The 13,285-nt window shown below is 62.0% G+C and carries 11 protein-coding genes and 2 pseudogenes; 4 read left to right on the top strand and 9 right to left on the bottom strand.

All coding sequences use genetic code 11. The features are described from left to right. Positions 1 to 72 precede the first annotated feature (72 nt). From LOY53_RS26790 to LOY53_RS01650, 4 genes and pseudogenes are all read right to left on the bottom strand, one after another. Entirely contained in the window at positions 73 to 801 is a 729-nt protein-coding gene (locus tag LOY53_RS26790) for a methyl-accepting chemotaxis protein (RefSeq protein WP_371097754.1), read from the bottom strand. 135 nt (positions 802 to 936) lie between these two features. Then, positions 937 to 1,965, bottom strand: a pseudogene (locus LOY53_RS26785) (cache domain-containing protein); the annotation flags it as partial. A 170-nt stretch (positions 1,966 to 2,135) separates the two neighbouring features. Next, complete coding sequence (locus LOY53_RS01655; RefSeq protein WP_027594303.1) at positions 2,136 to 2,438, bottom strand: cell division protein ZapA; 303 nt, start codon at positions 2,436 to 2,438, stop codon at positions 2,136 to 2,138. Next, positions 2,435 to 2,665, bottom strand: a complete 231-nt coding sequence (locus LOY53_RS01650) for a hypothetical protein (RefSeq protein WP_027594302.1) — start codon at positions 2,663 to 2,665, stop codon at positions 2,435 to 2,437. Before LOY53_RS01650 ends, LOY53_RS01655 begins: the two co-directional genes overlap by 4 nt. Positions 2,666 to 2,943: 278 nt before the next feature. Here LOY53_RS01650 and LOY53_RS26780 point away from each other — a divergent pair. After that, positions 2,944 to 3,714: pseudogene (locus LOY53_RS26780) on the top strand (MCP four helix bundle domain-containing protein); the annotation flags it as partial. Continuing rightward, on the top strand, positions 3,697 to 4,569 hold the full coding sequence (locus LOY53_RS26775; protein WP_371097753.1) for a methyl-accepting chemotaxis protein: 873 nt from the start codon (positions 3,697 to 3,699) through the stop codon (positions 4,567 to 4,569). The pseudogene LOY53_RS26780 and the gene LOY53_RS26775, both read left to right, overlap by 18 nt. A 140-nt stretch (positions 4,570 to 4,709) precedes the next feature. Here LOY53_RS26775 and gbcB read toward each other — a convergent pair whose 3' ends face one another. Then, a complete protein-coding gene (gene gbcB, locus LOY53_RS01640; protein WP_027594300.1) occupies positions 4,710 to 5,810 on the bottom strand; it encodes a glycine-betaine demethylase subunit GbcB in 1,101 nt (366 codons plus the stop codon). A gap of 295 nt (positions 5,811 to 6,105) precedes the next feature. Between gbcB and gbcA the strand changes: the two genes are divergently transcribed. Further along, the gene (gene gbcA / locus LOY53_RS01635; RefSeq protein ID WP_085273833.1) at positions 6,106 to 7,398 is read left to right on the top strand and encodes a glycine-betaine demethylase subunit GbcA; all 1,293 of its coding nucleotides are present in this window, start codon (positions 6,106 to 6,108) and stop codon (positions 7,396 to 7,398) included. A 66-nt stretch (positions 7,399 to 7,464) separates the two neighbouring features. Here gbcA and LOY53_RS01630 read toward each other — a convergent pair whose 3' ends face one another. Then, entirely contained in the window at positions 7,465 to 8,349 is an 885-nt protein-coding gene (locus LOY53_RS01630) for an RHS repeat-associated core domain-containing protein (protein ID WP_252827370.1), read from the bottom strand. A gap of 478 nt (positions 8,350 to 8,827) precedes the next feature. On the opposite strand from LOY53_RS01630, the gene LOY53_RS01625 reads away from it, so the two are divergent. After that, entirely contained in the window at positions 8,828 to 9,046 is a 219-nt protein-coding gene (locus tag LOY53_RS01625) for a cold shock domain-containing protein (protein ID WP_252826460.1), read from the top strand. 144 nt (positions 9,047 to 9,190) lie between these two features. Here LOY53_RS01625 and LOY53_RS01620 read toward each other — a convergent pair whose 3' ends face one another. From LOY53_RS01620 to dgcB, 3 genes are read right to left on the bottom strand one after another with little or no spacing between them, the layout of a single operon-like run. Beyond that, positions 9,191 to 9,961 carry an electron transfer flavoprotein subunit beta gene (locus LOY53_RS01620; protein WP_258703525.1) on the bottom strand — a complete coding sequence of 257 codons (771 nt, stop codon included), beginning with the start codon at positions 9,959 to 9,961 and terminating at the stop codon, positions 9,191 to 9,193. Positions 9,962 to 9,971: 10 nt separating this feature from the next. Then, the gene (locus tag LOY53_RS01615; RefSeq protein ID WP_252826458.1) at positions 9,972 to 11,204 is read right to left on the bottom strand and encodes an electron transfer flavoprotein subunit alpha/FixB family protein; all 1,233 of its coding nucleotides are present in this window, start codon (positions 11,202 to 11,204) and stop codon (positions 9,972 to 9,974) included. Continuing rightward, complete coding sequence (gene dgcB, locus LOY53_RS01610) at positions 11,204 to 13,156, bottom strand: dimethylglycine demethylation protein DgcB (protein ID WP_252826456.1); 1,953 nt, start codon at positions 13,154 to 13,156, stop codon at positions 11,204 to 11,206. Before dgcB ends, LOY53_RS01615 begins: the two co-directional genes overlap by 1 nt. Positions 13,157 to 13,285: the final 129 nt, after the last annotated feature.

The following is a 13,285-nucleotide window of genomic DNA, read 5'->3' as shown; positions in this document are numbered from 1 at the left end:
TGCGGGATGGGCGATACCTCTACCTCGACAAGCTAGAGGTATCACCTCAGTGCATTCGCACTGTCGAAAGAGCTACAGTTTGAACCCACCCATCTGCCGCGCCAAATCATCAGCCAACCCACGCAACGCCTGGCACTCCGCCCGGCACCCCTGCACTTCCGCCGCTGTCTCCCTGGCCAGGTCGGAAATCCCCTGTACCGTCCGGTTGATCTCCTCCGTCACCGCCGACTGCTCTTCAGTCGCCGTCGCCACCTGATGGTTCATGTCGCTGATGTGCTCGACCTTGTCGGTAATCGCCCCCAACGAGGCACCGGTGCGTTGGCTCGACTCAACGCCGCTGCCCGTCGCCTGCTGCCCTGCCTGCATCGACGTCACCGCCGAGCCTGCGCCCTGCTTCAAGCGCTGGATCATCTGCTGCACTTCATCGGTAGACAGCTGCGTACGCCGCGCCAGAGTACGCACTTCATCGGCGACCACGGCAAAACCACGCCCCATCTCTCCTGCCCGCGCAGCTTCGATGGCCGCATTAAGCGCCAAGAGGTTGGTTTGCTCGGAAATACTGCGGATCACCGCCAATACTTCATCGATCGAGGCGACTTCGTCGGCCAACTGTGCGACTGCATCCGCCGCCTTGCCGATGTCACCTGACATGCCTTCAATTCCCTGGATCGAGCGCCGCACCACGTCACGCGCCTGCAAGGCTTCGTCGCGCGCCGATTGCGACGCTTCGGCGGCATTGCCGGCATTGCGGGCGATGTCCTGCACGGTCAGGCCCATCTCATGCACGGCGGTGGCGACCATTTCGGTCATTTCCTGTTGGCGACCGGAGCGCTCGGCCGTGTTGTCCACCACCTGCGTCACCTGTTCGACGGCCATGTGCAAGCGTTCAGTCGTGCGCAGCACCTCGCCGATCAACCCCCGTTGGCTGTCGAGGAAGCGGTTGAAGCCACGGGCCAGATCACCCAGTTCGTCCTGGCGCGAATCATCCAGGCGGTGGCTGAGGTCTCCCGCGCCGCTGCCGATCTGCACCAGTGCGGCCGTGACACGGCGGATCGGCAGTACCAAGCCGCGCGCCAGCAACACCACCAGCAGCAACGACAACAGCGCCACGCCGCCACCGATCAAGGTGGTCAGCCAGACCGCCTGATGCATCTGCGCGTAGATCTCGGCCTCAGGCACCTCGGCGACCAAGGTCCAGTTCAGGTCGCGCAGTGGCAAGCCTAAAGCCAGGTAGCCTTCGCCATCACGCTGGAAGCGGCTGGTACGCAGGCCCTGGTCGCCACTCATCACCGCTTTCGCGGCCTGTGCATCAAGCTGGTCGACAAGCTGGCGCTTGCCGCTGAAGGCGCTGTCCGGGTGCACCTGGATCAGCCCATCGTTGCGTACCAAAAATACCTTGCCGTGCTCGCCAAAGCTGAAATCGTGGATCAGCTTCGACAACTCGGTCATGCGCAGGCCCATACCCGCCACGCCAACCAGCTTGCCGTCTTTTTCCACGCGATAGTCGATGAACAGCGCCAACTCGCCCGTGGCACCGTCGATGTCGATGTTGATCAGGCGCTCGGCGCCGCTGTCGATGTAGCCGTAGAACCACGTGTCCTTCGGGTTAGCCCGGCTGAGTGTGCGGTCCAGCCCCTTCTCGTTGTAGTAGTGGCCGGTTTCGGTGGAGGCGAACAGCGTGGTAAAGGCTTTGTTGCGCTGCTTGGCAGCCTCGAGGTATTCGATAAAGCGTGAGGTTTGAGCGGGATCTTCGCCCTCGGCAAGCCAATCGCGCAGCAGGGTATTGCCGGCAATGTCGGCGGCCGCCACCAGCGGCTGGCTGAGCATGCGCTCGATATCGTTGCGAATTGCTTCGACACTGGCTGGCAGCGCTGTGTCGACCAGGTAGCGTTCAGTCAGGCGGTTGAGCGCCACCGTGAAAATGATCACCACCACCAGGATGCTCGCCAGCAGGGCTGCGCCCATGCTTGCGATCAATTGCCACTGGATACTTTGCCGCCAGATACGCATGCCCGTGCTCCCCGCCAATTATTGTTTTGGGGGAAGTGTATACACTTACGTATCCAGTTATTCCAGTGATCTGGGACATTGTAGGCGCAGCCTTGTGCTGCGCCTACAAGGGATCGCGGAGTGCTTTATTGTTCGGCGATAGTCCGAACGATCGCGTCCACCGTGGCGTCGATCTGCGCCTGGGTACGCGCCAGCGTCTGCTGATGCTCTTTTTGCAGCTCAACCTGCTTGGAACACAGGTTCAGGGCCGCCAGCACCAGCAGCTTGTCACCGATCAGGGTCGGGTACGAACGCTTGGTCTCGGCCAGGGCGGTGTTCAGCATCCGCACCGCCTGCGCCAGGGTTTCTTCCTGGCCTTCGGGCGCCTTGATCGAATAGTCGCTGCCGAGGATCGACACGACATTGACCGGCTGCGCTTGCAGGCTCATGCGTTGACGACACCCGCATTGGCGCGGTCAACCAGCGCCTGGATGCGCGCGGCGGTGGCGCCGTTCTTCTCTTCCTGCTCCATCAGCGACAGCTGCAAGGTCTCGTTTTCTTCCTTGGCCTGGGCCAGTTGCTGACCGAGGGTGGTGTTCTGCTCGGTGAGTTGAGCGTTTTTCTGCATCAGGTCGCTGACCAGTTGCTCGATTTGATTCAGGGAGGCTTCCAGCATGGGGTCTATCTCAGGTTGTTGCAAAGGCCGCACACGATAAAGAAAAGCGTGAGTCCTCGCCATTAAATATCGGATTCTTAAGGTTTCTAACCCGCAGATTGACAGGGTAAGCGCCCGCTTGTTCCGACTTGGATCAACCGCCGGTCAGGAAAAGGTTAGCGCGCTCACAATTTTCACCGGTCTCGCTCAAGACTGACCAGTCACGACCGATAGCCAGGCAAGTCATATTTCGTCGCCCTCCCCTGCGACCTCTTTCCCTTGCCTGGATTACGCCCCTCATGTCCCTACGCAACATGAATATCGCCCCGCGCGCGCTGCTCGGCTTCGCGCTGATCGGCCTGTTGATGCTCGGCCTCGGCATCTTCTCGCTGATGCAGATGGGCAACATCCGCCAGGCCGGCGTTGCCATCGAAAGCATCAGCGTGCCCAGCATCAAGACGCTGGACGAACTTACTGCGCTGAACCTGCGCATGCGCACCCTGTCCTATCGCCTGTTGCTCAACCGCGACCCGGAGACGCAGCGCGACACGCTTAACCTGCTGGACCAACGCAACACTCAGATCGACCAGGCGCGCCGTGCCTACGAGCCCATGATTGGCGCACGCGACGAGCAAGCGGCTTACGATCAATACAGCCAACTGCTCAATCAGTACCGCCAGCTGGAGGCGCGCATGCGCAGCCTGAGCCAGGCGGACCGCACCGACGAACTGCGCGACCTGCTCAACCGCGACCTGCTGGCCAACTCCGAGCAGATCAACAAGGTCATGGACACCTTGGTGCGCATCAACACCGACCAGACCCGCGCCACCAATGAAACCGCTGCCAGCCAGTACGCCTCTGCCTTCGCCCTGGTGATTGGCCTGTTGATCGCAGCCACGGTGCTGACCCTGCTGTGCGCCTTCCTGCTGACCCGCAGTATCGTCAAACCGATTGAAGAGGCGCTTAAATGCGCCGAGCAGGTGGCCGACGGCGACCTCACCCACGTCATCCGTGCCGAAGGCACCGACGAAGCCGCGCGCCTGCTACGCGCCATGGCCCGCATGCAGGAGAAACTGCGCGACACCCTGCAATTGATTGCCGGTTCGGCGACCCAACTGGCATCGGCCGCGGAAGAGCTCAACAGCGTCACTGACGAAAGCGCCCGTGGCTTGCAGCAACAGAACAACGAAATCGAGCAGGCCGCCACCGCGGTCACCGAGATGACCAGCGCCGTGGAAGAAGTGGCGCGCAATGCAGTCAGCACCTCGGAGGCCTCCGGTGAAGCCAGCCGTTCGGCCGGCGACGGGCGCGACCTGGTACTGGAGACCGTCGGCGCCATCGAGCGCATGAGCGGTGATGTGCAGGCCACTGCCACGCTGATCACTCACCTGGCCGAGCAGTCGCGTGACATCGGCAAGGTGCTGGATGTGATTCGCGGTCTGGCCGACCAGACCAACCTGCTGGCGCTCAATGCCGCGATCGAAGCGGCCCGTGCCGGTGAAGCAGGCCGAGGCTTTGCCGTAGTGGCGGATGAAGTGCGGGCATTGGCACATCGTACCCAGCAGTCGACCAGCGAAATCGAGCGGATGATCGGCAGCATCCAAGGCGGGACCGAAGAGGCGGTGGAGTCGATGCGCACCAGCACCGAACGTGCCGCGTCGACCTTGAATATTGCCCGGGGTGCGGGCATGGCGCTGGATACCATTGCGGGTGCAGTGGCGCAGATCAACGAGCGTAACCTGGTGATTGCCAGTGCTGCCGAAGAGCAGGCCCAGGTGGCCCGCGAGGTGGACCGCAACCTGGTGAATATCAATGACCTGTCGGTGCAGAGCGCGACCGGAGCGCATCAGACCAGCGCGGCGAGTGCCGAGTTGTCTCGGTTGGCGGTGGATTTGAATGGGCTGGTAGCGCGCTTCCGTACCTGACCTGCGGCCCTTTCGCGGGGCAAGCCCGCTCCCACAGGTTATGCGCAAGCCTGAAGTACTCGGTGAACCTGTGGGAGCGGGCTTGCCGAGGCGTCGGACCGGCCGCGAATGGGCTGCAAAGCAGCCCCAAAATCTGCAGATCAGTAATCGATCCGCACATCCCCTTTCGGCACACTGCAGCACGACAGGATGTACCCCTCGGCCTCGTCTTCCTCGGTAATGCCGCCGTTGTGTTCCATCTCCACCTCGCCGCCCAGCTTGAGCACCTTGCACGTCCCGCAAATGCCCATGCCGCACGCCTTGGGGATCATCAGCCCGACTTTCGCCGCCGCTGCATGCACGGTCTCGCCCGGGGCAATGCGGATGCTCTTCTCGCTGCCGATGAACTCCACCAGGTTGAGGTCCGAAACATCCACTTCCGGCGCATCGGCGGCCTGCTCGGCATGCTCCACAGCATCGGCCTTGGCTTCTGCGGGCGTCGCGCCGAACGACTCTTCGTGGTAGTTCTTCATGTCGAAGCCGACGGCTTCAAGCATGCGTTTGACCGCGGTCATGTACGGCGTCGGGCCGCAGCAGAACACCGTGCGCTCCATGTAGTCGGGCGCGATCAGTTCCATCAGGCGCTGGTTCAGGTACCCGCGGTAACCGGCCCAAGGCTCGCCCAGCCCGTGCTTCTCGCAAATGATGTGCAGGCTGAAGTTGGGGATGCGCGAGGCCATCTGCTCCAGCTCGCGGTGGAAGATGATGTCTTTCGGCGAACGGGCGCTGTGCACGAAGACCATGTCGACATTGGCGTTGGTGTCGTAGAACCAACGCGCCATCGACATCACCGGGGTAATACCGACACCGCCCGAGAGGTACAACACCTTGCCCGACGGGAAGTCGATGGCGTTGAACAACCCCACCGGCCCGTGCACGGGCAGTTCGGCGCCTTCGTGCATGGTGTCGTGCAGGTAGTTGGAGACATGCCCGCCCGGCACCCGCTTGACGGTGATGGAGAAACTGTACGGCACCGACGGCGAACTGGAGATGGTGTAGGAGCGCATCACCGGCTTGCCTTCGATCTCCAGCTCCAGGGTGACGAACTGCCCTGGCTTGAAGAAGAACATGATCGGTTGGTCGGCCATGAAGCAGAAGGTGCGCACGTCCCAGGTCTCCTGGATGACCTTGACGCAGCGCACGATGTGGCGGCCGTTGGCCCAGGTCTGGGTGGTGACCGGATTGAGGAAGGTATCGGACATGTTCATCTCCAGCAGCCGACTATTGGCCTTTTTATGGCGTCGATAATGCGCAAGCTGAAGGCGACGTACATTCCTGCCTGCGACATCGGCGTACTTATCGCGACCAGCCCCATGCTACAAGGGCTGTGGCGTCGTTATTCAAATCGGCCATGTCGCCCATGGATACGGTTCACGACGCCTTCGGACGCACACTCCACGGCAAAAGAACCTGCTGTTTTTTTTACGACAGCCTTGCGGCACCACAACAATGATTAGCCACCTTTTGCCGGCCGCACACGGCCCCGAGGACCACACGATGGACGTCACCGCAACCCTGAGCCTGGGCGATCCACTGGAAGCAGCACGCAAGGCCACCGCCGAGATGCTGCAAACCCGCGAGCGCACCTACTCGCTGCCCCAGCCTTTCTACACCGACGAGCGTCTGTTCCAGATCGACATGCAGGAGATCTTCCACAAAGAGTGGCTGATCGCCGGCATGACTTGCGAGATTCCGGCCAAAGGCAACTTCATCACCCTGCAGATCGGCAAGAACCCGATCATCGTCATCCGTGGCGCCGAAGGTAAGGTGCATGCCTTCCACAACGTCTGCCGCCACCGCGGCTCGCGCCTGTGCACCAGCGACAAGGGCAAGGTGGCCAAGCTGGTCTGCCATTATCACCAGTGGACCTACGAGCTGGACGGCCGCCTGCTGTTCGCCGGCACCGAAATGGGCGCCGACTTCGACATGAAGGAATACGGCCTCAAGCCTGTGAATGTGAAGGTCGCGGGTGGCTACATCTTCATCAGCCTGGCGGAAAACCCGCCAGCCATCGACGAGTTCCTGGCCACTTTGGACCATTACATGGAACCGTACGACATGGAGAACACCAAGATCGCGGTGCAGACCCAGTTGCTGGAAAAGGCCAACTGGAAGCTGGTACTGGAAAACAACCGCGAGTGCTACCACTGCAGCGGCTCGCACCCTGAGCTGCTGAAGACCCTGCTTGAATGGGACGACACCAACGACCCGCGTGCCAGTCAGGAATTCAAAGACCACGTGGCCGCCTCTGCCGCTGCCTGGGAAGCCGAGAAAATCCCGTACCTGCACAAGAGCCACGGCCTGCGTAACCGCATCGTGCGCATGCCGCTGCTCAAGGGCACCGTATCGATGACCATGGACGGCAAGCAGGCCTGCCAGAAGCTGATGGGCCGCATCAAGAACCCGGACCTGGGCTCGATGCGCATCCTGCACCTGCCGCACTCGTGGAACCACTGCATGGGCGATCACATGATCGTCTTCACCGTGTGGCCGATCAGCGCCCAGGAAACGTTGGTCACCACCAAGTGGTTGGTGCATAAGGACGCGGTCGAAGGCGTCGACTACGACCCAGCACAGATGCGCAAAGTGTGGGACGCCACCAACGACCAAGACCGCCGCCTGGCGGAAGAGAACCAGCGCGGGATCAACTCCACGGCTTACCAGCCAGGGCCTTACTCGAAGACTTATGAATTTGGTGTGGTGAACTTCATCGACTGGTACAGCCAGCGGGTGCTGGAGAACCTGGGGGCGGAACCGGCGCCGTATTTGAAGGAAGTGCAGGCGCAGTAAACGTGCTTGGCCCTGGGTGTGTCATAGCGCCCAGGGCCAAATCCAGACAAATCGAGTTCCTTATTGTCAGAAACGCGTTTCCTCCTGGCTTGAATTGTGGATGTTGGGTGAGTTCCCCGACTGACGAGCATTTGCCACAGAATCACTAATCCATCTGGCGAGACCGACGCCAGCAGTACGAACCTTGTCCCACCCCCAGCCCACGGCTTCCCCAATCGCACGAAAATAGCTAGCCGGATTATTCGCCTCCAAAAAGGCCTGACCAGCAATGCGATATGGGTTATTTCCGCGGAGCACAGCTCGCTTCCACTCCATGCGGCCATTGCCCACCACCCCCGCAAATCCTGCTACCACAGCAACGCCCCGCGCCGCAGTCACTGCACTTGCGATAGGAACCACAGGGGTTGCCCATCCACCACCTAGAAGGGCTCCGATGGTTACCACACGCGTTAGCATTGAGACCTGGTAACTATGCATGTCCGCTGTCTCCGCAAGCCGCGTTATCCACTCTGGGTTCGCAGGCATTGGCGGGTCGATGCCGGGGGGGAGAGGGAGGTTGAGGTCGTTGATGGCTTTCATACGCTTCACCGTTACATTCGCGGCCCCCAAAGCACCACCAAGGGCAAATAGACTTTCCCCCGCCACGAACAAACGCCTCATCCATCGCCCTGAGGGATCGATCCGGTTGACGGGGTCACCTGCGCAGTATCCGTATGCGTTGATTCCGCCCCGCTCAAACGGGCTTAGCGCGTCAGGGCTCTGGAAACGCATGAGCGTCGGGCTGTAGACGCGATGGCCATTCCCTAATGGGTAATTGCCCGTCAATGGATCACGATTCTGTCCACAAAAAGCCAACCCTGTTACCAGGGGAGATGTGACCGCACCGTAAGGTGAATAAGCACGCGAAATATGAGCAGGCCCTCCCAATACGGACTGTTGCCAATCGGTCATTAACAGTAGATTCGACATCGCTTATCCACACCTGGCGCATCGTGTGGATACCTTATCGCCAGATGAAAAGCGCGGGTACTAGCAGAAATACCAGGGATGTACTGATCATTTTTTGATCAAATCTCTTCAGGTCCCGTGGAACCTGGGCTACAGCGAATTCCGTACACCTTGTCCACAGAGACACCAACAGAGATTGTGTGCAAACGTTCACATCACTGAAAAGACCTGTGGATAACGCTCATAAGCCTCGATATTTGAGCGATTCATGGGCACCGGACAGATTATGCTCATTTTTTGATCAAACCCGTGTAGCAACTGAATCCAGAAGCCTGCAGCGATGCACAAACACTTTATCCACACCTTGGCGAACAGATTCCGGGGGTAACATTCCGTCCTACCTGTCAATTCTGCCAGTTTCCACATAACCCCCCTTTGTGTTTGATTGAAGCCACAGGTTGGGCTCAGCCAGAGGTCACTTATGCACAGGCGCCTGAACGGCACTGTGAAGTGGTTCCACGAGATGAAGGGAGTGGGAGTTATCAAGGCTGAGGACGGCAGCGGGGACTATTTCGTGGCACGGTGTGCAATTCTGATGGTGGGCAGGGTGCGGCTGCTGGAGGGGGAGCGGGTCACCTTCGAACCAGTGATCGAAGGGTTGGCCTTCTGGGCCTTCAATGTGGCTGGCGAGCTGACTTGACGGCCCAGCAAACCGGCCCTGTAGGAGCAGCCTTGTGCTGCGAAGAGGCCCGTGACAGCAGCGAAGATCCACTGTGCATTTACCGGCCTCTTCGCAGCGCAAGGCTGCTCCTACAAAGTGCGCGCATGACGCACGGCAGATGATTCAGCGCAGGACCCCTTCCTCCACCAAGAGCTTGAGGATCGCCTCGGCGCCCTCTTGCGGCGATACATCCTTGAGCACCTTGCCCCCGCCGCCACTGGCCTTGGCCGTTGCCGCCTTCATCCGGTCGGCACCGCTCTTGGCCTTGATCACCTTCAATCGCTTGGGCCGTGGGCGGGCCGGTTGTAGCGCTGCCTCGCCCAGCAGGTCGTCTTCGACAATCGCCACGTTACGCGCTGCCAACACACCTCGCCGCGCCGGCCCGAACGCGCTCTGGCGTGGCTTGGGCGCAGCGTTATCCACAGTCGCCAGCAACGGCAGGCGCACCTTCAGGCGACGCCGCTGCCCGCGTGGCAGTGCCTGCAGCACCTGGGCTGTGCCGTTTTCAATCGACTCCACTTCCGCCAGGCCAACGATCAACGGCCAGCCCAGCTTCTCGGCCAGCAGGAACGGCAACATCCCCGAGCCCTCGCCCGTCTCGGCCTGGCTGCCGGTCAGCACCAGCTGTGCCCCGGCGTCGCGCAGGTAATCACCTAGCACGTCGAGCACATCGGCCCCAGCCGGTTGCTCCAGTACATCCAAGTGCTCCAGCCCCATGCCCAGGTACGCACGCAAGGCCTCTTCCCGAGGATCACCGGCATGTACCACCTGCAAGTTATCCCCAGCCAGTTGCAACCCCAGCTCCACCGCGCGGGCATCCTGCTCGGCGCGGCGGGCGCGACCAGAGCTTGGGTGAGCACCAATGGAAACCAGGCTGATGACTTTCGTACTCATGCTCGTGCCCTTATGCCGCGTCGCGCTGGCCGCCGCTGCGGTAGTTTTCCACAGCCTCGATCAATGCCTGAAGAATCGCTGAACTGTCGCCAATTACCGACAGGTCGGCCCGTTTGATCATGTCGCAGCCCGGGTCCATGTTGATCGCCACCACCTTGTCGCAGGCACCGATGCCCTGCAGGTGCTGAATGGCGCCAGAGATACCGACCGCCACGTAGACCCGCGCCGTGACCCAGGTACCGGTAGCGCCCACCTGGCGGTTGCGCGGCATGAAACCGTCGTCCACCGCCACCCGCGAGGCGCCTTCGGTGGCGCCCAGGGCTGCAGTGGCCTTGTGGTAAAGGTCCCAGTCCTTGACGCCGTTGCCGCCAGAGACAATGAACTCGGCCTCGGCCATGGCAATGGTGGCAGGGTCCACCGCCACCGAGCCGAGGTCTTCGATACGCGACAGGCTACGCACTACGCCTGTGGACAACTCCACCGGCAGCGCCTCGTGACGGGTCTCGCTAACGGGCTCGGCGCACTCGGCCGCAGCCAGGATCAACCGCGGTACCGCACGCTGCAGGTCTTGCTGGCCAGCACCGGCGCGGCCGATGCACTGGCCGTCCTTGACCTGCCATACCCGCGTCGCCGGGCGCTCGCCCAGCGCCGCGCCGAGGCGTCGGCCCAACTCGCCGCCCCCGGTGCGGCTGTCCGGCAGCAGCCAGTGGCGCGGCGTGAACTGGTTATCCACAGCCCGCAGGCCCTGGACGAGTTGTTCGGGTGCGTACCCTTCAAACGCTTCGCCTTCAATGACCAGCAAGCGGTCAACACCGGCGCTGGTGAAGTTGCTTTCCTTGTGCTCGCCAAACACGATCGCCAGCACCGCACCGTCGCTGCCCGCCAGGCTGTGGGCCAGGCCGAGCACGTCGCGGTCGTGGCTGCCAAGGCGGCCACCGACCATGTCCGGCACCACGGCAATGTAGAAGGCCGGGGCTGGCACCTGGTGCAGCGGCAGTTTGACTTCAGCCGCCGCCGTGCGCCGCCCGCCCACACCGGTGCCCTGCTGGGCGCCGCTGCGGTCGATGCGCTTGATGCCACTAGGGCCGATGAAGCCCGCGGCAATCGCGTGGGGGTTCTTGCGGATGACGCCGTTGGGCCCCATCCAGCTGGTCTGTTGCGTCTGCATCGCCGCGTGCAGCGGATGCAGACGGTTACGGGCGATCCACTCGGCGCGTGGGTCGCGGCGGATGATGTCGCTCATCAGTGCACCTCCGCAGGTTCACGTTTAACCGTTGGCGACTTTGGGGTCGCGGGGGTTTCCTCTTCGATCAGCACGTCGGCTACCAGCTCGGCGAGGTCCTTGATCTGTGGGCGCGGTTCGACCACACCTTCGAGCATCGCGGTGCACTGCGGGCAACCCACCGCCACCAGTTCGGCCTCGGTCTCGCGGATGTCGTCCATGCGCATGTCGGGAATCCGTTGCTTGCCCGGGATGTCGGTAATCGGCGCACCGCCGCCACCGCCGCAGCAGCGGGAACGGAAGCCCGAGCGTTCCATCTCGCGCACTTCGATACCCAACGCCTTGAGCACTTCACGGGGTGCTTCGTATTCACCGTTGTAACGGCCCAGGTAGCACGGGTCGTGGTAGGTGACGCTGCCGCCCTTGTGCTGGCCGAGGTTGAGCTTCTTGGCTGCGATAAGTTCGGCGATGTAGGTGCTGTGGTGCTGCACCTGATACTCGCCACCCAACGCCCCGTACTCGTTCTTGAGCACGTGGAAGCTGTGCGGGTCGCAAGTGACGATGCGCTGGAACTTGTATTTGGCCAAGGTCTGGATATTGCGTTTGGCCAATTGCTGGAAGGTTGCTTCATCACCCAAGCGACGGGCCACGTCACCGCTGTCGCGTTCCTCCAGGCCGAGCACGGCGAAGTCTACGCCCGAGGCCTTGAGCACTTTGACGAACGAGCGCAGGGTGCGCTGGTTGCGCATGTCGAAGGCGCCGTCGCCCACCCAGAACAGCACTTCGGTGGCTTTCACGTCCGACAGCAATTTCAGGTTGAGGTCTGCCGCCCAGTTCATCCGCCCGCCTGGGGCAAAGCCGCCTGGGTTGTCGGTGGCGATCAGGTTTTCCAGCACTTCCGCGCCTTTGTTCGGGGTCGCGCCTTTTTCAAGGGTAAGGTGGCGGCGCATGTCGACGATGGCATCGACGTGCTCGATCATCATCGGGCATTCCTCGACGCAGGCACGGCAGGTGGTGCACGACCACAGCGTTTCGGCGTCGACCAGGCCGTTGACGATTGGCTGGTGCGGGTGGCCGCCATGCTCGCCGATCGGCTTGCCCGGGTACGGGCTGCCAGCGAACTTGGCGTCGGTGCCACCGGCCAGGCCGATGACCATGTCTTGAATCAGTTTTTTCGGGTTCAGCGGCTGGCCAGCGGCATAGGCCGGGCACATGGCTTCACATTTACCGCACTGCACGCAGGCATCGAACCCGAGCAGTTGGTTCCAGGTGAAGTCCACCGGTTTTTCCACGCCCAGCGGCGCGTTCGGGTCTTCCAGGTCCAGCGGCTTGAGGCCGGTGGAGCGGCCGCCACCGAAACGTTCGGCACGGCGGTGCCAGGCCAGGTGCAAGGCACCGGCGAAGGCGTGCTTCATCGGGCCGCCCCAGGTCATGCCGAAGAACAGCTCCGACACGCCCCACAGCACACCCAGGCCAAGCACACCGACCATCACCCAGCCACCGGTGTTGGCAGGCAGAATACCGGCGACCGGCAAGGTGGCGATGAAGAAGCTTGCAGCAAACACCAGCAGGCTTTTCGGCAGGCGCATCCACGGGCCCTTAGACAGGCGCGCAGGTGGGTTAAGGCGGCGTTTGAAGACAAAGATTGCACCGGTGAACATGATCACCGTGGCGACCAGCAGCGCGTAGCCAAGAATCTTGCTCTGCAGGCCGAAGCCGTGCACCAGGATCGCCAAGGCCGCCGACAGCACAAAGCCGCCCGCCGTGGCGACGTGAGTCTTGGACATGTATTTGTCGCGTTCGACCACGTGGTGCAGGTCGACCAGGTAGCGTCGCGGCATGGCCAGCAGGCCGCCGATCAAATTGACCTTGGACGCTCGGCCACGCCGCCACATGCGCACCCGGCGCAGGGCGCCGAGCACCGCCAGGCCAAGGGCAGCGAACAGCAGAATGGGTAGAAGGGTGTTCAACATGGGAGGCTCCCACAACAGCTGAAATCTTGCGCCGCTATGCCCCTTGTGGGAGCGGGCTTGTCCCGCGAACACGTCCGGCCTGACAACATCGTTGTTCTTGCTGACGCATTCGCGGGGCAAGCCCGCTCC

The sequence above is a fragment of the Pseudomonas sp. B21-031 genome, assembly GCF_024748985.1.
GTDB lineage: Bacteria > Pseudomonadota > Gammaproteobacteria > Pseudomonadales > Pseudomonadaceae > Aquipseudomonas > Aquipseudomonas kermanshahensis.
Note: the sequence above shows the minus strand (reverse complement) of the source record. Positions and strands in the feature narration are given on the sequence as shown.